Origin of the sequence: Yoonia sp., assembly GCF_036007805.1 — a bacterium.
GTDB lineage: Bacteria > Pseudomonadota > Alphaproteobacteria > Rhodobacterales > Rhodobacteraceae > Yoonia.
This window is the reverse complement of sequence record NZ_DASYOK010000160.1, coordinates 35946-56760: the sequence shown is the minus strand read 5'-3', so window position 1 is coordinate 56760 and position 20815 is coordinate 35946. Positions and strand designations below refer to the sequence as shown.

21 protein-coding genes, 1 tRNA gene and 1 riboswitch are annotated in these 20815 nt (G+C 57.4%); of the genes, 9 read left to right on the top strand and 13 right to left on the bottom strand.

Features of this window, described 5'->3' with window-relative positions:
• The 6 genes from VGP75_RS09615 to VGP75_RS09590 all read right to left on the bottom strand — a co-directional run.
• A partial coding sequence (locus tag VGP75_RS09615; protein WP_327543450.1) for a bile acid:sodium symporter family protein occupies nt 1-645 on the bottom strand: 645 nt, incomplete at its 3' end.
• Nucleotides 645-2366, bottom strand: coding sequence for an AMP-binding protein (locus VGP75_RS09610; protein WP_327543449.1), 1722 nt, complete (start codon nt 2364-2366; stop codon nt 645-647). The genes VGP75_RS09610 and VGP75_RS09615, both read right to left, overlap by 1 nt.
• A 110-nt stretch (nt 2367-2476) precedes the next feature.
• Nucleotides 2477-3100 (bottom strand): nucleoside/nucleotide kinase family protein, encoded by a 624-nt coding sequence (locus VGP75_RS09605; RefSeq protein WP_327543448.1) that lies wholly within the window; start codon nt 3098-3100, stop codon nt 2477-2479.
• A complete protein-coding gene (locus VGP75_RS09600; protein WP_327543447.1) occupies nt 3084-3854 on the bottom strand; it encodes an ATP-binding cassette domain-containing protein in 771 nt (256 codons plus the stop codon). Before VGP75_RS09600 ends, VGP75_RS09605 begins: the two co-directional genes overlap by 17 nt.
• On the bottom strand, nt 3854-4942 hold the full coding sequence (locus VGP75_RS09595) for an ABC transporter permease (RefSeq protein ID WP_327543446.1): 1089 nt from the start codon (nt 4940-4942) through the stop codon (nt 3854-3856). Before VGP75_RS09595 ends, VGP75_RS09600 begins: the two co-directional genes overlap by 1 nt.
• Before the next feature lie 104 nt (nt 4943-5046).
• On the bottom strand, nt 5047-6075 hold the full coding sequence (locus VGP75_RS09590) for a sugar ABC transporter substrate-binding protein (protein WP_327543445.1): 1029 nt from the start codon (nt 6073-6075) through the stop codon (nt 5047-5049).
• A 138-nt stretch (nt 6076-6213) separates the two neighbouring features.
• On the opposite strand from VGP75_RS09590, the gene VGP75_RS09585 reads away from it, so the two are divergent.
• Nucleotides 6214-7413 (top strand): ROK family transcriptional regulator, encoded by a 1200-nt coding sequence (locus VGP75_RS09585; protein ID WP_327543444.1) that lies wholly within the window; start codon nt 6214-6216, stop codon nt 7411-7413.
• A 67-nt stretch (nt 7414-7480) separates the two neighbouring features.
• Here the strand turns inward: VGP75_RS09585 and VGP75_RS09580 are convergent.
• Nucleotides 7481-7556: transfer RNA gene (locus VGP75_RS09580), tRNA-Lys, on the bottom strand.
• A 96-nt stretch (nt 7557-7652) separates the two neighbouring features.
• Here VGP75_RS09580 and dapF point away from each other — a divergent pair.
• The 4 genes from dapF to VGP75_RS09560 are packed head-to-tail and all read left to right on the top strand — an operon-like array spanning nt 7653 to nt 10979.
• The gene (gene dapF / locus VGP75_RS09575) at nt 7653-8468 is read left to right on the top strand and encodes a diaminopimelate epimerase (RefSeq protein WP_327543451.1); all 816 of its coding nucleotides are present in this window, start codon (nt 7653-7655) and stop codon (nt 8466-8468) included.
• A complete protein-coding gene (gene mtaB / locus VGP75_RS09570) occupies nt 8468-9727 on the top strand; it encodes a tRNA (N(6)-L-threonylcarbamoyladenosine(37)-C(2))-methylthiotransferase MtaB (protein ID WP_327543443.1) in 1260 nt (419 codons plus the stop codon). Before dapF ends, mtaB begins: the two co-directional genes overlap by 1 nt.
• The gene (locus tag VGP75_RS09565) at nt 9724-10356 is read left to right on the top strand and encodes a glutathione S-transferase (protein ID WP_327543442.1); all 633 of its coding nucleotides are present in this window, start codon (nt 9724-9726) and stop codon (nt 10354-10356) included. Before mtaB ends, VGP75_RS09565 begins: the two co-directional genes overlap by 4 nt.
• 20 nt (nt 10357-10376) lie before the next feature.
• Nucleotides 10377-10979, top strand: coding sequence for a glutathione S-transferase (locus VGP75_RS09560; RefSeq protein WP_327543441.1), 603 nt, complete (start codon nt 10377-10379; stop codon nt 10977-10979).
• 3 nt (nt 10980-10982) lie between these two features.
• On the opposite strand, the gene VGP75_RS09555 is transcribed toward VGP75_RS09560, so the two are convergent.
• The gene (locus VGP75_RS09555) at nt 10983-11627 is read right to left on the bottom strand and encodes an outer membrane protein (RefSeq protein ID WP_327543440.1); all 645 of its coding nucleotides are present in this window, start codon (nt 11625-11627) and stop codon (nt 10983-10985) included.
• Nucleotides 11628-12042: 415 nt separating this feature from the next.
• Here VGP75_RS09555 and petA point away from each other — a divergent pair, with 415 nt between their 5' ends.
• The 3 genes from petA to VGP75_RS09540 are packed head-to-tail and all read left to right on the top strand — an operon-like array spanning nt 12043 to nt 14839.
• On the top strand, nt 12043-12603 hold the full coding sequence (gene petA, locus VGP75_RS09550; protein ID WP_327543439.1) for a ubiquinol-cytochrome c reductase iron-sulfur subunit: 561 nt from the start codon (nt 12043-12045) through the stop codon (nt 12601-12603).
• Nucleotides 12604-12615: 12 nt separating this feature from the next.
• Nucleotides 12616-13965: a cytochrome b gene (locus VGP75_RS09545; protein ID WP_327543438.1), complete on the top strand. Its 1350-nt coding sequence runs from the start codon at nt 12616-12618 to the stop codon at nt 13963-13965.
• Between the two features lie 16 nt (nt 13966-13981).
• Nucleotides 13982-14839: a cytochrome c1 gene (locus VGP75_RS09540; RefSeq protein ID WP_327543437.1), complete on the top strand. Its 858-nt coding sequence runs from the start codon at nt 13982-13984 to the stop codon at nt 14837-14839.
• A gap of 78 nt (nt 14840-14917) precedes the next feature.
• Here VGP75_RS09540 and VGP75_RS09535 read toward each other — a convergent pair whose 3' ends face one another.
• Genes VGP75_RS09535 through thiB form a run of 3 tightly spaced genes read right to left on the bottom strand, consistent with a single transcriptional unit; the run spans nt 14918 to nt 18091 of the window.
• A complete protein-coding gene (locus tag VGP75_RS09535) occupies nt 14918-15610 on the bottom strand; it encodes a thiamine ABC transporter ATP-binding protein (protein WP_327543436.1) in 693 nt (230 codons plus the stop codon).
• The gene (locus VGP75_RS09530; RefSeq protein ID WP_327543435.1) at nt 15597-17126 is read right to left on the bottom strand and encodes a thiamine/thiamine pyrophosphate ABC transporter permease ThiP; all 1530 of its coding nucleotides are present in this window, start codon (nt 17124-17126) and stop codon (nt 15597-15599) included. Before VGP75_RS09530 ends, VGP75_RS09535 begins: the two co-directional genes overlap by 14 nt.
• The gene (gene thiB / locus VGP75_RS09525; RefSeq protein WP_327543434.1) at nt 17102-18091 is read right to left on the bottom strand and encodes a thiamine ABC transporter substrate binding subunit; all 990 of its coding nucleotides are present in this window, start codon (nt 18089-18091) and stop codon (nt 17102-17104) included. Before thiB ends, VGP75_RS09530 begins: the two co-directional genes overlap by 25 nt.
• Before the next feature lie 36 nt (nt 18092-18127).
• A riboswitch (TPP riboswitch) is annotated at nt 18128-18229 on the bottom strand.
• Between the two features lie 90 nt (nt 18230-18319).
• Between thiB and aroC the strand changes: the two genes are divergently transcribed.
• Nucleotides 18320-19423, top strand: a complete 1104-nt coding sequence (gene aroC / locus VGP75_RS09520) for a chorismate synthase (protein WP_327543433.1) — start codon at nt 18320-18322, stop codon at nt 19421-19423.
• Nucleotides 19424-19441: 18 nt separating this feature from the next.
• Here the strand turns inward: aroC and VGP75_RS09515 are convergent, their stop codons facing one another.
• Nucleotides 19442-20302, bottom strand: coding sequence for a DMT family transporter (locus tag VGP75_RS09515; protein WP_327543432.1), 861 nt, complete (start codon nt 20300-20302; stop codon nt 19442-19444).
• Nucleotides 20303-20455: 153 nt separating this feature from the next.
• On the bottom strand, nt 20456-20746 hold the full coding sequence (locus VGP75_RS09510) for an HU family DNA-binding protein (protein ID WP_055295176.1): 291 nt from the start codon (nt 20744-20746) through the stop codon (nt 20456-20458).
• Nucleotides 20747-20815: the final 69 nt, after the last annotated feature.

Sequence of the window (20815 nt, the reverse complement as noted above, 5' to 3'; positions counted from 1 at the left end):
GATCGAGAACCCGTAGCCCAGCGCAAAACCAAACAGACCCAGCACGATGGACCCGAAATAGGTGGCCCATGTCGTCGTGAGCAGGAACTCCCAGTTGCGGGGAATCCACGATACGATCAGGAAAAGAATGAAGAAGATCGCCAGCATCGAGCCCATAAATTCGGTCACAGCGCCCACGTTGGCGTTCAACTTGCGCAGGACCATCCCGATGGCGACAGGCACCAGAAGAAGGACCAGTGTCGCAATGATGTTTTCGCGCGGAATATCCAGATCAAGCGCGCCAGCATAAAGAACCAGCACCAGCGGGATCAGCAGAACACCAAAGACCGTTGATGTTACTGTCATCAGCACCGAAAGTGCCAGATTACCCTTCGAGAAGTAGGTAAAGATGTTCGAGGTCGTCCCGCCCGGCATACAAGCCATGATCAGGATACCAATCTTGATCGTGTCCGACACAGGCAAGGTTGTCGCAAGGATAAAGCCGATTAGCGGCATGAACCCGTATTGCGACACAACACCGATCATCAATCCGTATGGCCGCTTCAACGCCAGCGTAAAGTCACGCGGGGTCAGCGATGCGCCCATCCCCAGCATGATCACGAAAATCATCAGCGCCAGAATGGCTTGTTCAAGTGGTCCAACCATTATGCGTTCTCCACTTTGGCTTGTTCTTCGGCGCGCAGGTCCTTGCGCAGGATCTTTCCGACGTTCGATTTTGGCAGTTCTTCGCGGAACTCGACCGCTTTGGGTACCTTGTACCCCGTCAGATGTTCCTTGCAGTAGGCACGCACGGCGTCTTTGCTTAACGTCGCATCACGCTTGACGACAAAGGCCTTCACAGCTTCACCCGAGGCACCATCAGGCACGCCGATCACCGCGACTTCTTCGATGCCCGGATGGTTGGCCAGCGTATCCTCGATCTCGTTTGGATAAACATTGAAGCCCGAGACAAGGATCATGTCCTTCTTGCGGTCAACGATGCGGAAATAACCGTCTTCTTCCATCACGCCGATATCGCCGGTCAGCAGCCAGCCGTTCTGGACTGTCTTGGCGGTCTCTTCGGGCTTTTTCCAATAGCCCTTCATGATCTGCGGCCCGCGGGCAATCAATTCACCCGGCTCACCTTGGGGCACATCAACGCCGTCCTCATCCACGCATTTCAACTCCGTCGAAGGCACTGGCACACCAATCGAATTCAGGCGCGTTTTACCAAACGGATTGAATGTCAGAACAGGCGAGGATTCCGTCAAACCATAGCCTTCCAGCACCGGCTTACCTGTTACCTTTTCCCAGCGTTCGGCGACCGCACCCTGCAAAGCCATGCCGCCAGCAGAGGCGAACTTCAGGTGCTTGGGCGGCGTATCCTGAAACCAGATTTCACCATTCAGGCCATTGAACAGCGTATTTACACCGCTCATCCATGTGATCTTATAATTTTCGAACGCACGCTTGAGGTTGCTGAGCGGGCGGGGGTTCGGGATCAGAATATTGTGCGCACCTTGCGAAAACATGCCCAGGAAATTCACGGTAAAGGCAAAGACGTGATAAAGCGGCAGTGCAGTCAAGGCGACTTCGCGCCCCTTCTCGAACTGCTCGATCAGCTCCATCGTCTGTTCCATATTCATCAGAATATTGCTGTGGGTCAGCATCGCCCCCTTGGACACACCGGTGGTGCCACCCGTGTACTGCAGGCAGGCCACATCATCGGGGTCGATTGTCTGGCGATAGCTTTCCAGCGCATTGTGCGTCTGCGCATGTTTTGCGCGGCCCGCCTTAACGGCCTCCGGCAGCCGGATGTGGGGGATCGTGATCGGGGTGATTGTCTTGTCCCAGTATTTCTGGACGAGACCCACGATTCCACGGGGCATTGCCGGAAAATATTCGGCAACACGGGTGACGATGACATTCGGGATCGGGTGGCCCTGCATCGCCTCGACCAGCTTGTCGGCGAACATATCGACCACAATGATGGCTGACGGTTCGGCATCGGCGAACTGTTTTGCCATTTCCTCGGGCGTGTAGAGTGGGTTCACGTTGACCAGGATACACCCGGCCTTGAACACCGCCATAGCCGCAATCGGATAAGCAAGGCAGTTGGGCACCTGAATGGCCACGCGGTCGCCGGTGTTCAACCCTGCGATCTCGCGCAGATATACAGCCAGCGCATCGGACATTTCATCCGCTTGGCGATAGCTTAATGTCCCATTCATGCCGTTGGGCAGGCAGGTCGTAAACGCAGGGCGGTCACCGTAAAGAGCGGCAGTCGCACTGATGAAATCACCGATTGTGCGGAATTCGGGCGCGTCGATCGTCTTGCGTACGGACGGGCCGTAAAAGGCCGTCCATGGGCGTGTCTGGTCTGTCACTGGCTTCCTCCCAAAAGCATTCGGGAGAGATTATCCGGTCCTGCGATTTTGTGAAGCAAAAGCAGCGGTTCAGCGGTATGTGACCCTGCGTCCAATACGCTCGGCCCGCACTAGAGCGCCAAATCGCAAGCGCGGCTGTTAGATTGCACGTGTTTCGCATTGAGCAGATCGTTTTCACCGACCTTGAAACGCGCCTCCGCCTCAGAGAATCCTTCGTCGAGCCAGCGTTGCATCAACCGGCGTTCGAGTTCCGCAATTGGTGCGTCAATCCAGATAGAGCTTGTCCAGAAATGCGCCAACTTACCCCAAGGATCACCCTCAAGCATCAGGTAGTTGCCCTCAAAGAGCACGTATTCCACGTCTTTTGACAGGACTGCCGCGCCAGCAATCGCGATATCCTGAGACCGGTCAAAGACAGGATACACAATGTCCGTGTCGTCATGTGCAATCCGCTTCACCAGATTACAGAAACCCGCACCATCAAAGGTTTCGGGGGCACCTTTTCGCGCCCGCAGACCGCGCGCATCCAAGACCGCGTTATCCAGATGAAACCCGTCCATCGGAACCACCGCAGATGTTTTGCCTTGCTCACCCAAGAGATGGTGCAGGGCCTCGGCCACGGTGGACTTCCCCGAACCGGGTGGGCCTGCAATCGCAATCAGTTTGCGCCCGTCCGGCAAATGCAAAACATGTTCTAGCGCCTGTTTTGCAAGTGTCTCAGGCGGCAATTTCATCGGGTGTCATTGCTCCGGTCATCAGCGCGACAGCATCGGACATTGTAACTTCGGACGGCTTGACCACACACAGGCGTTTGCCAAGACGGTGGATATGGATGCGGTCCGCGACCTCGAACACATGCGGCATGTTGTGGCTGATCAGGATGATCGGAATGCCGCGCGCCTTCACGTCCTTGATCAGCTCAAGCACCTTGCGGCTTTCTTTCACGCCCAAGGCAGCCGTCGGTTCATCCAGAATGATGACCTTTGATCCAAACGCAGCAGCGCGCGCCACGGCTACACCCTGGCGCTGGCCGCCAGACAGTGTTTCAACCGCCTGATTGATGTTCTGGATCGTCATCAAGCCCAGCTCCGACAGCTTTTCGCGGGCGATTTTCTCCATCCGGGGGCGGTCAAGCTGGCGCAGCCATTTGCCCATGAACCCCGGTTTGCGCAATTCGCGCCCCATGAACATATTGTCCGCAATGGAAAGGGCAGGTGACATCGCAAGCGTCTGATAGACGGTCTCAACACCTTCTTCGCGCGCTTCTGTGGGTGAATTGAACTGCACCTTCCGGCCATCCAGGAACACTTCGCCCTCATCAGGGACCACCGCACCCGATACGGATTTGATCAGCGATGATTTCCCCGCACCGTTATCGCCGATCACTGCAAGGATTTCACCGGGGTAGAGATCGAAATCGCAATGATCCAATGCGGTGACCTTGCCATAGCGTTTGACAAGCCCGCGTCCTTTCAAAACCGGTTCCATTATGCCGATACCCTTCTGATCCATTGGTCCACGGAAACAGCGCCGATGATGAGAACGCCGATCAAGAGATAAGTCCACTGTGCGTCCGCCCCCGCAAGGCGCAGGCCAAGCGTAAAGACACCCACAATCAGCGCACCAAAGAGCGGCCCAAGGATCGACCCGCGCCCCCCGAAGAGCGAGATGCCACCGATCACAACGGCCGTAATGCTCTCAATATTCAAAAGTTGCCCCGATGTCGGGCTAACAGAACCGATCCGCCCGATCAGCGCCCAGCCTGCAATCGCACAGATGAAACCGGTGACAGCATAGACCGAAATCAGCGTGTAACGCACGTTCACACCAGAAAGCTGTGCCGCCTCGGGGTCATCGCCCACGGCATAGACATGTCGGCCCCATGCCGTTTGGCTGAGCACGTAAGTCAGCACAGCAAAAATAAGGATCATGGCGATCACGCCGTAGGTAAACGTGGCGCCGCCGCTGCCATTCGCATCCGCGCCGACTTTGAAAGTCGTGCCAAGGAACTGGAGCAAGGGTGCTTCAGCCTCAATATCCTGACTGCGGATTGTCTCGTTCGCAGAGTAGAGGAAGTTGGCTGCCAAGACGATCTGCCACATCCCCAACGTTACAATAAAGGGCGGTAGCTTCATCACCGCAACAAGCCATCCGTTGATCGTGCCGATCAGGGTGCCAAAGGCAAGGCCGATGACAATCGCAGCCTCGACCGGAACACCGTATCGAAAGGTGAACTGCCCCATGATCACGCTCGACAAAACGGCGATTGCGCCGACGCTAAGGTCGATACCTGCCGTCAGGATGATCAAAGATTGCGCAGCCGCAACGATACCGACGATCTGCACCTGTTGCAGGATAAGTGTCAGCGCGAAGGGCGAAAAGAAAGTGGACCCTAAAAGTAGTCCGAACACGGCAATCGAAGCGACAAGCACAAACAACGGCACAAGCGCGGGATTGACGTGCAGCAAGTGCTGTAAATTGTGTATGAACCCTTTGCGGTTATCCACAAACGCAGCGACTGTTTCAGCGCGCTCCGTTTTGACAACAGATTCATAGTTATCGGAATCGTTTGGCATCATGCTCCCCAACGTTGCAACGGCGTGAACGGCAAATTCAGCTTCCTAAAGAAAAGGGCAAACACGTTGCCCTTTTCAAAGTTTAACAAGAATGAGTCAGGGTCTTAACCCCAGCAAAGCTCCATGCCTTCGGCAACAGAGATGCTGTCAACGCCTTCTGCTGGCTGGTCGGTGACCAGAGCAACGCCGGTGTCAAAGAAGTTCTTGCCCGGTGTGTTTTCAGGCAATGTACCGTCTGCTGCATATGCCGCAATCGCTTCGATCCCTTTGGACGCCATCAACAGTGGATACTGCTGCGATGTCGCACCGATCACACCGTCAGCGACGTTCTGCACACCCGGGCAGCCACCATCGACAGACACGATCAACACGTCGTTTTCGCGACCGATAGAACGCAGCGCTTCATAGGCACCGGCAGCGGCCGGTTCGTTGATCGTGTAGACCACGTTGATCATCGGATCGACAGCGAGAAGGTTTTCCATCGCACGACGGCCGCCTTCTTCGTTACCTGCGGTGACGTCGTTGCCAACGATGCGCGGATCAGTTTCATCGCCCCATCTGTTCGGGTCGCCGAGATCAATACCAAAGCCCTGCAAGAAGCCTTGGTCGCGCAGCACGCCGACAGTTGGCTGGCTGACAGCAAGGTCAAGCATCGCGATTTTCGCGTTTGCGGCTTCATCACCAAGTGTCGCTGCAGCCCACTGGCCGATCAACTCACCCGCAAGGAAGTTGTCGGTCGCGAATGTCGCGTCGGCGGCATCAATCGGATCAAGCGGTGTATCGAGCGCGATGACTAACAGGCCTGCTTCACGGGCCTGGGTCACAGCACCAACGATGGATGATGTGTCGGACGCTGTCAGCAGAATACCGGATGCGCCGTTTGCGATGCAGGTCTCGATCGCAGCAACCTGTGTTTCGTGGTCACCGTCAATACGCCCTGCGAAAGAGCTCAGCGTCATGCCCGCAGCTGCGGCAGCAGCCTCGGCACCTTCGCGCATCTTTACGAAGAAAGGGTTGGTGTCTGTCTTTGTAATCAAGCAAGCGGATGGTCCGTGTGCGTCAGCAAATGCTGCGCCACTGCTCGCAATAGCAATTGCACCGCCCAAAAGGGCTGTCTTTGTGGATTTAAACATAATGGTCCTCCCATGACCTTTGTAGTCGTTCCCGTGAGACGAGAAACTGAAGCTTTTCCGGCAGACTGTCAATAACTAACTTCCAGAGAGTTATTTAATATGTTATTGCGTGGTGAAGCCAAAGAATAGTTGGGTGCGATGGACAGAATTCAGGAACCGGACAGGGACGAATCGGACGACGCGACATTTGAGCGCGGCACCAATCAAGGCGGCATGCGCGAACGAAACGAGCGCGTTGTCCTCAGCCTCTTGCGCCGAAACTCCGACATGGCGAAAGCCGATATTGCGCGCCGCACAGGTTTGTCAGCCCAAACCGTTGCCCGCCTGATCGGATCACTTGAGGACGATGGCCTTATTCTGCGCGGCACGCCTTCACGTGGCCGAATCGGACAACCGTCTGTGCCCCTTTCGCTGAACCCCTCGGGTGTCGTTTTTCTGGGAATGAAAGTGGGGCGTCGCTCTGTCGAGATGGTCGCCATTGATTTCCTCGGTCAAATCATCGACCGCGAAAAACAGATCTATGACTACCCTGATTTCGATAAGGTTCTGCAATTTGCCAAAACGTCTTCAAAATCACTACGCGCCCGGCTTCCTGCACGCCTGAGATCGCGGATCGCGGGCCTGGGCATTGCAATGCCCTTCTTTCTCTGGAGCTGGCCCGAGCATATCGGCGTGGACGCGGAACGCATGGCCAACTGGGAATACCGCGATTTACAGACAGAGATTGCCGAAGCGCTCGGGATGCCTGTCTTCTTGCAGAACGACGGAACAGCGGCCTGTAGCGCCGAGATGGTGTTCGGGGAAAATCCGTTGCCTGCGAATACGCTCTGCTTCTTTATCGCGTTCTTCATTGGCGGCGGTCTGGTACTGCGCAACACGCTTTACACAGGATCAACCGGCAATGCCGCAAGTTTCGGGCCCCTGAATATCCCCGACCGCAATGGCGTATCACGCCCGATGATCGAGCTTGCCTCTTTGGCCACACTGGAAGAGGCGCTTGTCAAAAACGGTGTCGACGCCCAACAGATGTGGGTCGACCCTGAAAACTGGGATTTCCCCGAAGACATTGTCGCCGAATGGACCGCGCAATGTGCGCACGCAATTGCACAGGCAATCCAATCAACGCAGGCGATTGTCGATCTTGAACTGGTCATGATTGATGGATGGATGCCCCGCGCTCTCTGCGCGGAGGTGACCGCACAGACGAAAGCGCATCTTGCGACTTTGGATATGACCGGCATGGACAGACCCGATATCGCAACAGGCACGCGTGGCCCCGATGCCCGCGTTCTTGGCGCAGCAAGCCTGCCGCTCAGCCACCGTTTTCTTGTGCAATAAGTATGGCGTACGCGCGGAAACACCCAGGCGTGGGCTTGGCATAAATCCGCATCTATCAGAGGATAAGTGGTGAGCCGTGATGGGTTCGAACCATCGACCTACTGATTAAAAGTCAGTTGCTCTACCAACTGAGCTAACGGCCCACTGAGGGCGGTATCTAGAAAGCCACGGGGGTGCGGTCAACCCCCAAATTCCCCTGACTGCTGGATAACTTGTCTGCCTTGGCATATATCGCCGCCATGACCGCAAACGACTCATCATATTTGCCCTTTATGAAGATGCACGGGCTGGGAAACGACTTTGTTGTCGTGGACGAACGGGGAATCACCCCGCGCGTGGATGCAGACGTGGCCATTGCCATCGCAGACCGCCATCGCGGGGTCGGGTTTGACCAACTTGCCGTCCTGTCGCATACGCCCGAGGCCGATGTGCGGCTGACATTCTGGAACAGCGACGGATCGTTGGCAGGGGCCTGCGGCAACGCCACGCGCTGTATAGCACGGTATCTGATGGATCAGAGCGGCACAGATGCGCTGACCCTGCAAACCGAGCGCGGTATCTTGCAGGCACTGGATGCAGGCAATGGCCAGACGTCGGTGAACATGGGGCATCCCCAGCTTGACTGGCAGGATGTGCCGCTGGCGCGCGCAATGGACACGCTTGAACTGCCGATTGACGGCGCGCCAACAGCAACCGGCATGGGGAACCCGCATTGCACCTTCTTTGTCGCGGATGCCGAGGCCGTTGATCTGGCCACCCAAGGGGCCGCAATCGAACACCACCCGCTCTACCCGCAACGTACCAACGTGCAATTTGCCAGCGTTATCGGCCCCGATCACCTGCGGATGCGCGTTTGGGAACGCGGCGTCGGTGTGACGCTGGCCTCTGGCTCTTCCTCTTGTGCCACAGCTGTCGCTGCCGCGCGGCGCGGGCTGACAGGGCGGTCCGTCAGGATTGATCTGGATGGCGGCACCCTGCATGTCGACTGGCGTGATGATGGTGTCTGGATGACAGGGCCGACTGCACATGTCTTTGACGGCGTCTGGCGGCTTTGATGGTGAAAACAGCGCCGATATTCTCTAACCACGGTTGCCGCCTGAACGCCTATGAGACCGAGGCGATGAAGGAACTTGCGACAGCGGCCGGCGTGGATAACGCCATAGTGGTGAATACCTGCGCCGTGACGGCAGAGGCCGTGCGCAAAGCACGTCAGGACATCCGCAAACTCCGCCGCGATCACCCTGATGCCAAGCTGATTGTCACAGGATGTGCCGCCCAGACAGAACCCGACACTTTCGCCAATATGGCAGAGGTCGATGTCGTTATCGGAAATACCGAAAAGATGGACCCGGCCACATGGGCAGGCATGGCCCCCGATCTTATCGGGCAGACCGAACCTGTGCAGGTTGACGACATCATGTCGGTCACAGAAACCGCGGGCCACCTGATTGACGGCTTCGGCACCCGCAGCCGTGCCTATGTGCAGGTCCAGAACGGGTGTGACCATCGCTGCACGTTCTGCATCATTCCTTATGGCCGCGGCAATTCCCGCTCGGTCCCCGCTGGCGTTGTGGTGGATCAGATCAAGCGGCTGGTCGATACAGGCTATAACGAAGTCGTGTTGACAGGCGTCGATCTGACCAGTTGGGGCGCCGATCTGCCTGCCACGCCGAAACTGGGCGATCTGGTCATGCGGATCCTCAAACTGGTGCCGGATCTGCCGCGTCTGCGGATCAGCTCGATCGACAGTATCGAGGTGGATGACAACCTCATGCAGGCCATCGCCACCGAGCCGCGCCTGATGCCGCATTTGCATCTGTCCTTGCAGCATGGCGACGACTTGATCCTGAAACGGATGAAACGCCGCCACCTGCGCGACGATGCTATCGCTTTTTGCCAAGAGGCGCGCAAACTGCGCCCCGACATGACCTATGGCGCCGATATCATCGCAGGCTTCCCGACCGAGACGGAGGCGATGTTTGCCAATTCTCTGGCGCTTGTCGCAGACTGCGACCTGACATGGCTGCATGTGTTTCCCTACTCCCCGCGCCCAGGCACGCCTGCTGCGAGGATGCCGCAGGTGAATGGCAAGCTGATCAAAACCCGCGCTGCCGCCTTGCGCGCGGCAGGTGAGGCGCAAGTCACGCGGCATTTGCGCGCCCAGCAGGGTAAGACCCATCAGGTGCTGATGGAGAATGCGCGGATGGGTCGCACCGCGCAATTCACTGAAGTGGTGTTCGACACCGACCAGCCCGAAAGCCAGATCGTGCAGGCGCAGATCACCGGATTTGCAGGCACGCAGCTGACCGCATGACAACGCTGCCGATCCTTTGGAGCTTTCGGCGCTGCCCCTACGCGATGCGCGCCCGCCTTGCGATCCAGTCCAGCGGGTGTCAGGTGGCGCTACAGGAAATCCTGCTACGAGAGAAGCCCCCGCCTTTTCTGGCTGCCTCACCCAAAGGCACGGTGCCTGTGGTGCAGGACGGGGACCGCGTGATCGAGGAAAGCCGCGATGTCATGCTCTGGGCATTGGGCCGCAATGACCCCGAGGGCTGGCTTGATATGCCGCGCGAGGGCCACGCCCTGATCGACCTGAACGATGGTCCGTTCAAAAGCGCCTTGGATCACACCAAATACGCCGTCCGCTTTCCTGACCGCTGCGAGGACGACGAGCGCGCCAAGGCGATGACGTTCCTGACCGACCTGAACGACCGCCTTGCGCAGTCCGCATTCGTGATGGGCGACAGGCGCACACTGGCCGACATGGCAATCCTGCCCTTCGTGCGGCAGTTCGCGAACACAGACCGCGCATGGTTCGACGCGCAGGGGCTTGGGCCTTTGACCGCCTGGCTTGACGATTTTCTGGCATCCGAACGGTTTCGCGCGATCATGACGAAATATCCGCCTTGGCAAGAGGGGCAGGATCAGGTCTTGTTTCCCTGACCCAGATAAGGACCAGCCCTATGCAATTGTTGATCTCTCCCGCATCCCCCTTTGTACGCAAAGCGCGTGTTCTGATCCGTGAAGCGGGGCTGATGGATACCGTGGAAGAGGTGGTCGTTTCGACCTCTGCTTTTAACTCGGCGCCCGAGGTGATTGCTGCTAATCCGATGGGGAAAATCCCCGCACTGATCCGCGCCGATGGTCCGGCGATTTATGACAGCCGTGTCATTACCCGCTTTCTGAATGATCTGGCCGGTGCAAACCTTTATCCGCAAAGCAGCATCTGGGAGATTCTCACGCTTGAGGCCACGGCAGATGCCATCATGGATGCGACTGTTTCCATGGCCTATGAAACACGGCTACGCCCCGCGGACCAACAATCGCCTGACTGGATCGAGGCGCAATGGGCCAAAGCCGCCCGTGGCATCGCCGCAATCAATAGCCGCTGGATGAGTCACCTGACTGGTCCGCTCAATATCGGGCAGATCGCGGTTGCTTGCGCACTGTCCTATATTGATCTGCGGCATGATGTCCGTGGCTGGCGTAACGGAAACGAGGCGCTGGCGAATTGGTATGCGGAATTCAGCACACGCGAAAGCATGGTTGCGACAAAACCCGAGTAGCCGCTAGAAGTCGAAGCTGACACCAAAGTTGACGGCATTGGTGAAAATATCCGTTTCGAGCGTACCGCCGCTATCAAGATCAGCGCGGTTTGATGAAAAGGTGCCCTTATATTCGCCGAAAACGGACCATTGGTCGTTGATCGGCATAGCGGCACCGGCAAGCAGCGTCGCGGCAGGGCCTGTCAGTTGGTAACCACTTGTCTGGGAACTGCCGTTGACCACTTCGACATGCGGTACGGCCAAACCGATGCCACCGCCAACATAGGGCGACACATCGCCAAGCACGTCAACCCAGCGCCGATAGGCATTAAACGTCAGGGTATTCAGACCGTCTGTAAATTCCAGCACCTCATAGCCGGGCGCCGCGATGCCATTGGCAGGATAAACCTTGTTGTGCGCGAAATCCAAACCATAGCCGAATGTGGGCGACTGCCAGCGTGTCGCGCGGACCCCGTAATATATCGGTGCCTCGGACGACCGTCCTTCCCAATCCTGAGAGAAATCGTCCGCACCAATAAGCGGATCACGAATCGAAATATCGGACGCTGGTGCCGATTGCGCGCCGCCATAGAAGCTCAACTGCACATCCGCTGTCGCAAAGGCAGGCGCAATGATGGCACAAAGGCAGTATGTGAAGGCACGGTGCATAGCAGCTTGTCCGAAGTGAGTGGCAAGTATCTGGCCTACAGACCTGCCACAAAGCTGACAATCAAACACTAACGCCCAGAGGCGTGTTGCTGACTGCATGTGTCCTCACTGACACAAATATCCGTATTCTATTGGAAAATCCCACCACATAATGACCACTGTTGAGTCATTCTCAAAATTTTCGACGCAAAATTGCGCGCGCTTTACCTGAGTGGCACAAAAGTGATTCTTCCTGCGTACTTAACGAAGTCTTCGCTGTTAGCGCATAACAGATCCGGCTTGTGGGCCTGCGCCCGATTGTCCGCTGGACCTTGAAAGGTTTGATAGTTAAACAGCCCACAAATTGACCGACCGACCTGTCGGTCTATTTTCTCGTGCGGGCAGAGTGCCCATCAAAAGAATCGGAGATGCATCAGTGTCACATGTAGATGATCATCAGGGCACACGCCGCGACTTTCTTTACTACGCAACCGCTGGGGCGGGTGTTGTCGTAACGGGCGCCGCAGTGTGGCCGCTGGTAAACCAGATGAACCCTTCCGCCGATGTTTTGGCGCTTGCCTCAATCCGCGTTGATGTCAGCGGAGTTGCCCCGGGCACCCAGATCACAGTGCTTTGGCAAGGTAAACCGGTCTTTATCCGGTCCCGTACCGAACAAGAAATTGCAGCAGCGCGCGCCGTGGACGTCGCCGATCTGCCGGACCCTGACTCGGCCAACGAAAACCTGCCACAGGGCGGCCCTGCCACGGATGAAAACCGTGCGCTGACCGAAGATGGTGTTTGGCTGGTCCAGATGGGTGTTTGTACACACCTTGGCTGTGTGCCTTTGGGTAACGCAGGTGATTTTGGCGGATGGTTCTGCCCTTGTCACGGGTCACACTATGATACTTCTGGGCGGATTCGCCGTGGCCCAGCGCCAACCAATCTGCCTGTTCCCATTGCGTCCTTCGTGGACGAAACAACTATTCAACTCGGTTAAGGAGAGAAACCCATGGGCGGAATTCCCCACGACCATTACGAACCAAAGTCCGGCGGCGAAAAGTGGCTTCACAACCGCTTGCCGATTGTCGGCCTGATGTACGATACCCTGATGCTCCCCACACCCAAGAACCTGAACTGGATGTGGATCTGGGGTATTGTTCTTGTATTTACACTGGTGCTGCAGATCGTCACCGGTATCGTGCTGGTGATGCACTATGTGCCACATGTTGATATGGCTTTTGCCTCAGTCGAGCACATCATGCGTGACGTCAATGGCGGTCACATGATCCGCTATTTCCACCAGAATGGTGCGTCGCTGTTTTTTGTGGCTGTTTACGCACACATCTTCCGGTCACTTTACTACGGGTCGTACAAATCTCCTCGTGAAGTGACGTGGATCATCGGTATGCTGATGTATGTTCTGATGATGGGCACGGCCTTTATGGGTTACGTGTTGCCATGGGGCCAGATGTCGTTCCACGGTACCGCTGTTATCACAGGCCTCTTCGGCGCTATCCCGTTCATCGGTGAAAGCATCCAGATCTGGCTCTTGGGTACACCAAACGGGGCGATTGCGCAGCCCGCGCTGAACCGCTTCTTCTCGCTGCACTATCTGCTGCCCTTCATCCTGTTGGGTCTCACAATCGTGCACATCTGGGCATTCCACACAACGGGCAACAACAACCCGACCGGTGTTGAGGTGCGTCGTACATCAAAAGAAGACGCGGCCAAGGATACACTGCCATTCTGGCCGTACTTCGTGATCAAGGACCTGTTCGCCCTGGCGATCATTCTCGCCGTGTTCATGGCCGTTGTCGGCTTTATGCCAAACTACCTTGGCCACCCGGATAACTACATTCCGGCGAACCCGCTGGCGACACCGTCGCACATCGTGCCTGAATGGTACTTCCTGCCGTTCTATGCCGTGCTGCGTGCGTTCGACCAGGACGTGTGGCTGGTGATTGCAGTAAACTGGATCACATTCGGCATCATCGACGCCAAGTTCTTTGGTGTGATCGCGATGTTCGGTGCGATCGTAGTGATGGCTTTGGCCCCATGGCTGGATACATCCTCGGTGCGCTCTGGCCGTTACCGTCCGATGTTCAAGTGGTGGTTCTGGCTCTTTGCCGTAAACTTCGTACTGCTGATGTGGGTCGGTGCGCGTCCAGCTGAGGGTATCTATCCTTACATTTCGCTGATCGGGTCGACATATTGGTTTGCATACTTCCTGGTGATCCTGCCGCTCTTGGGCGTGATCGAAAAGCCGAACACACCACCAGCAACCATCGAAGACGACTTCAATGCGCACTACGCGCCGAAAGGTGACGGCGCCACACCCGTCGCCAGCCCGGCCGAGTGAGAAAGGACGAATAATAATGTTCCGTAAACTATCACTCACCGCAGCAATGGCGCTTGCCCTCACCGCAGGGCAGGCCACCGCCGCAGAGGTTGAAATTGAAGTCATCGACTATGATTTCTCTTTCGAAGGCCCCTTCGGTAGCTATGACCAAATGCAGCTTCAGCGTGGACTTCAGGTCTACACAGAGATCTGCGCTGCATGTCACGGTCTGGAGTTCGTTGCATTCCGCAACCTGTCTGACGAAGGTGGCCCCGGCATGCCCGAAGACCAGATGCGGGCCTATGCCGAGTTCTACGAAATTTTCGACCAGTCCCTGTTCGATGGTGAGGGCGATTTCCGTCCTGCAACACCAGCGGATAAGTTTCCAGGATCGAACCTTTCCACGGCACCTGACCTGAGCCTGATGGCAAAATCACGTGCAGGCTTTAGCGGTCCATACGGCACAGGTATCAGCCAGTTCGTAAACGGCATGGGCGGCGCGGAATATATCGCGTCCCTCATGACCGGCTATCACGAAGAGCCTGAGTGCGCACTGGAAGGCGAGCCAATGGACGGCTTCTACAATGCAGCCTTCGCAGCAGGCGGTTTTCCCGATAGCTGTAAGGACGAAAACGGCAAGCACAAAGTGCCGGGCTCATGGATCTCAATGTCACAGCCGCTTTGGGGTGATGACGTGGAATACGCCGATGGCGCGCCAACCGATCTTGAATCTGTTTCAAAAGATGTTGCCGCATTCCTGATGTGGACTGCTGAACCCAAGCTGGTTGCACGCAAACAAGCCGGTCTGACTGGTGTGTTGTTCCTGACGGTTCTGTCAGTGCTTCTATATCTGACAAACAAGCGTCTTTGGGCACCGCATAAGCACAAAGACTAAGTCAGCCAGCACGATAAAAATAAAGGCCCGCCAAATTGGCGGGCCTTTTGCATTCCGTAAGGTGGATCTTGATCCACCTTACCCCAAATAGGCCCTGAGCGCGGCCGGGGGATTGTTGAACAACACATCTGTCGCAACCGGCGCATGCACCTCGCCCGCGTCCACCAGCGCAACCATATCCGCAATGCGCCGTGCATCAGCCGGATCATGGGTCACCATCACCACGGTCTTTCCTGCCGCAACCAGTTTGGATTTCACCAAATCCAGCATTTCATCCTTGAGTGCAGGTCCAAGCGCAGAAAAGGGCTCGTCCAGCAAAACGACAGGCCGATCCGCCACAAGTACGCGCGCCAGTGCCACGCGGCTTTGCTGTCCGCCTGACAATGCAGCAGGTCTGCGATCATCCAAACCCGCAAGCCCGACCTCAGCGAGGGCTACAGTCACCTGTTCTCGCTGTTCGACGGTCAACCGCAAGTCCGGCCGCAGCCCTAAACCGACATTCTGGGCCGCGGACAAATGTGGAAACAGATTATTATCCTGAAACAGCATGCTGATAGGCCGCTTACCGGGCTCTGCATCCGTCACATCAACATCGTCAAAGATCACGCGACCGGACACAGGCGCAAGAAACCCCGCCAGACCCGCCAAAAGCGTTGACTTGCCCGCACCGGACGGCCCGATCAAAGCCACCGCTTCGCCACGCGGAAACACAACATCCGCGCGCAAGGAAAACGCGCCCTGCTGCAGAACCAGATTTTCACATCTCAACACGCCCACGCCCCCATCGGTCACAGATCCAGAACAGCGCAAAACTCAGCACCACAAGCAACAGTGCGGCACTTGCCGCTGTCTCCATCCGGTACGCACCCATCAAACGATACATCGCCAACGGCAAGGTTTCTTGCCCCTGTCCTGCGAACAAGGCGATCACCCCAAGATCACCCATCGACAAAGCCGCCGCCAAACCCGCCGCAAACCCCAGCGGGCGCCGCAAGCGGGGCAGAACAACCCATCGTAGCCAAGTCCATCCGCGCATGTCCAACGCCAACCCCAAACGACCGTAGCTCTGGTTGATCTGGTCAACAGTCGGGGCAATGGCGCGGAGCGCGAAAGGCAAAGCGAGTGTCGCGTTCACCAGCATGGTCACCAGCAACGCAACATCAGCCGGACGGACAAAGGGAAACACGATCAGGAATGCACCCGTCCCAACGACCAATCCAGACGCCGCGAGCGGCATCACCCCAACCACAGACACCATCGCGCCGCCACGTAAAGCCAACGCAAGAGCCATCAAGACACAAAGCGCCGCCGAGCCGATGGCGACACAGAGCGACCGCAATGCCGCAGCCCAGACCGTCACAGGCATGTCGGTGAATGCGGGCAGCCCGCGGACCACGATCATCCCCAAGGGCAGCAGCAGAAAAAGTGCAGCCATTGTGATCACAGCATAGTCCATAACAGGCCGCGGCAAATCCCAACGCTGCACAACACGGTCCATGCCCACACCCATCGGATCATTCCCTGTCAGCCCCCAAGCCAGAGCGGCAGCCACCACACAAAGCCCGAACTGGATGCAGGCCAGCAACGCTGCCCGCCCCAGATCGAAATCAAACCGAACCGCCTGATAGATCGCCAGTTCAACTGTCGTTGCCCGCGGACCGCCACCCATCGTCAGGGCAACCGCAAAACTGGTCAGACAAATCAGAAAGATAACCAGAAACGTACTTGGCACGACAGAACGAAGCATCGGCCATTCGAGCAACCTGCCAACCGGCGCATTCAGTGATGCCACAAGGCGAAACCGCTCGGCTGGGATCGAGAGCCAGCCTTGCAGAATAAACCGCACCGCCAACGGCATGTTAAAAAACACGTGGGCCAGTACCACACCGTGTAAACCGAAGATCGAAACAGGCTGAAACCCCAGCCAGACCAAGCCATCGTTCAAAAGACCGCCACGGCCAAAGATCGCCAAAATGCCAAGAACGGCAACGATGACGGGCAGAAGGAATGGTGCCCCCAGCAGGGTAATCAGCAAATCCCGCCCGTAAAAACTACGCCTTGCCAAGGCACGGGCCACAGGAATGGCAAGCAGGACACTCAGCAGCGCAGACAGCAACGCCTGCACAAGCGTGAACCGGACCGCGGCCCAGTCAGCAGGGGCCAGACCACCCACCCATTCGGCACGCCAGGCAACAGCGCCCAGCGTGCCAACTGTGAGCACAAGGACCAGCGCCGCAGCTGCGGCACCAGGCCAGCGCGGCGTTACTGGGACAAGGCTGTGCGCCATTCGTCCAAGGCCGCGTCACGTGCGGCGGCTGCCTCTTCCGGTGACAACAAGAGTGATGTTTCAGGTGTCATCAAAGTCTCGAACCCGTCAGGCAGGCCCGCTGCCGGGATTACGGCCGGATACATCCAGTTTGTTGTGGGGATCACGCTTTGGAATGCATCCGACACCATGAAAGCCAGGAACTGGTCCGCCAGTTCCGGCTGGTCGGTCCCTGCGACTTTGCCCGCAACTTCGACCTGCATGTAGTGCCCTTCATCAAAGGCCCATGCGACCTTGCTGTCGTCTTCCTCGGCAATCAGGTGGTAGGCAGGCGAGGTGGTGTAGGACAAAACCGCGTCTGCCTGACCGTCAAGGAACATGCCGTAAGCTTCGGACCAACCCGGCGTCACGGTTATGATATTATCGGCCAGATCGGCCCATAGCGTTGCAGCTTCATCGCCGTAAGCGGCCTTCACCCACATCAAGAGGCCCAGACCGGGCGTGGATGAGCGGGGGTCCTGAATGACAATCTGGATGTCACTGTCAGCCAAAGCGCGCAGGGATGTCGGCGCATCCGCACCTGCATTTCCGACAAAGGCGAAATAACCCCAGTCGAACGGCAGGAAATCCGCATCATCCCATGCGACAGGCAGATCAAGCTCCGCCACGACGCCATGGGGCGCGAATAATCCTGTCTCGCGCGCAGCGGCTGTCAGGTTCGTATCCAGCCCCAAGACGATATCGGCCTCTGTGCGTGGCCCTTCCAGTTGCAGACGGGCCAGCAGGGATGCCCCGTCACCAGCGCCCACAAATTGCAGATCACAGGCACATTCCGCCTCGAAAGCGGCTTCAATCGCAGGGCCGGGGCCCCATTCGCTGGTAAAGCTGTCGTAAGTCATGACTTGCAACACAGGTGTGTCAGCCACTGCGCCTGTGGCACAAAGGGCAAGTCCCGCGACAACTGGCAGATATGTGGTGTTCTTCATCGTATCCTCCAAATGCGACGGGCGGATTGGGGGATAGCGGGATTGCCATACCTTCCCTCCGCCGGTCTTAACCGGTTCAGGTTCAACGGGTCCGCGTGATACGCATCTCAGCCATGATTGGCCCCCCGAGGTACGCCTTTGGTATTGCGGAATAGGGCAAAGGACAAGGGAAACCTCTTGAGCCTGATTGTCACCCCCGCTAGACCCCATGAGCAAAGGGAGATGCCCATGTCGATCAACAGCTTCGGTCATTTGTTTCGTTTCACCACTTGGGGTGAAAGCCATGGACCCGCCTTGGGTGCCACGGTTGACGGCTGCCCGCCCGGCGTGCCGCTTGAGGCGCCAATGATCCAGCAGTGGATGGATAAACGCCGCCCTGGCCTGAACAAGAACACGACCCAGCGAAATGAACCCGATGCTGTGAAAATCCTGTCAGGCGTCTATGAGGGCAAGACAACCGGCACGCCGATCCAACTGATGATCGAAAACACCGACCAGCGGTCAAAAGACTATGGCGATATTCTGAACACCTTCCGTCCCGGTCATGCGGATATCACCTATCACCAGAAATACGGGCTGCGCGATCCGCGCGGTGGCGGGCGGTCTTCGGCGCGTGAAACCGCGTCGCGTGTGGCTGCGGGCGGTGTTGCGCGCGAGGCGATCAAGGCGATTGCGCCGAACGTACAGATCAAGGGCTATATGACCCAGATGGGGACCAAGCAGATTGATCGCAGCAAGGTCGACTGGGATCAGATCGACCAGAATGATTTCTTCTGTCCCGACGCCGAAGCAGCCGCCGAGTGGAACGAGTATCTGGCATGGTTGCGCAAGGACGATCACAACTCGGTCGGCGCGATTATCGAGGTTGTCGCGCGTGGCGTGCCTGCGGGCATAGGCGCGCCTGTTTACGCCAAGTTAGACACTGATCTGGCCGCCGCGATGATGTCGATCAATGCCGTGAAGGGCGTCGAAATTGGCGAAGGGATGGCGGCAGCGGCGCTAACCGGACGCGACAACGCAGACGAGATTTTCATGGGGCCGAACGGACCGGAATATTCCTCCAATCATGCCGGCGGTATTCTGGGCGGGATCAGTACGGGTCAGGATATTGTTGTACGCTTTGCGGTGAAACCAACGTCTTCGATCCTGTCGCCACGCAAATCAATCCGCATGGATGGCGCCCCGACCGAGGTGGTCACGAAGGGACGGCATGACCCCTGTGTGGGTATCCGAGCAGTCCCTGTTGGTGAAGCGATGATGGCTTGCGTGATCCTTGATCACCTGCTGCTGGATCGTGGGCAAACAGGTGGGGCGCGCGGGAAAATCGGGTAAGGTGGATTTCAATCCACCTTACTGTTTCGACAGTTGCACCGCCAAAATCCCGCCTGCGATAATCGCAACACCCACGATATCCAGCACGCCGATCTTTTCGCCCAGAATGATCGCGGCGGTCGCAACCCCCAAAAACGGGTTCAGAAAGTGAAAGGTCGAGGCCCTGACAGCCCCGATCCGCCCCACCAGCAGGAACCAAACGACCGTCGCCAACAATCCGGGCACAATGGTTGTATAGACAAAGGCAACAACCAGTTGCCAGTTCCAGGTGACATCCCAAACCTCGATCGTCAGGGCAGGGACCCAGAGCATCGCGCTGCCAACCAGCATCTGCAATCCCACAATCATCAACACATTGCCGCCCGAGGACGCACCGGCAACGGCCAAAGTGGCAACCGTCAAGGACACCACCCCGATCACGCACAGCACGATCCCGAAGACATCAACACCGCCTTGCAGCCGTGCGCCCATAATCAGCACCACGCCAACCACACCCGCGATCAGCCCCGCAATGCCCAACGGCCGCACGGTGTTGCCAAAAACCAACCACCCCGACAACGCCACCAAGAGCGGCATCGTGGATGCGATAATCGCAGCCAGCGACGCGGGGATGGTCTGCATCGCGACAAAATTCAAACCAAGATAAAGCGCGTTCTGGCAAACGCCAAAAATCACCACGCCCTGCCATTGGCGGCGGGTCAACCGCGCGGATTGGCCCAACAGCCAGGCGATACCGACACCAAGCAGACCCGAGATCAGGAACCGCAGCGCAAGCGCACTGAGAGGCGGTGCATAGTCCACGATCACGCGGGCAGAGGTGAATGCCGACGACCACATCAGCGCGAACGCCAACCCCATCGCGATTGCTTTGATGTCCATGTGATCCCCTTTGATGCCGAGTTATGCCAAGCGCGCGGCTGATTGCAAGGCTCGACTGTCCTCGCGCCACACTGCGCGTCCTGAAACGAAAAAGGCCGCCTTTACCGGCGACCTTTCCCAAACTCTGCATCCGGCCCGAGGGCCCGCGATGGCTTAGCCGTTCACGCTGTCTTTCAGCGCTTTGGCGATTGTCATTTTGACAACCTTGTCGGCTTCTTTCTTGATCTGCTCACCCGTGGCAGGGTTGCGGACCATACGCTCTGGGCGCTCGCGGCAATAGATTTTGCCAACACCTGGAAGTGTCACAGCACCGCCGCCGGAAACTTCTTTGGTGATGATGTCTGTCACAGCATCAAGCGCAGCACCGGCTGCTTTTTTGTCCATGCCTGTTTCTTCTGCAAGTGCAGCAACCAGCTGCGCCTTTGTCATTGGTTTTGTCGCCATTTTACTGGTCTCCCTCGTTCGCCCCAGCAGTGGGGCCTATTACCCGCACATTTAACGGTATGTTGTGGG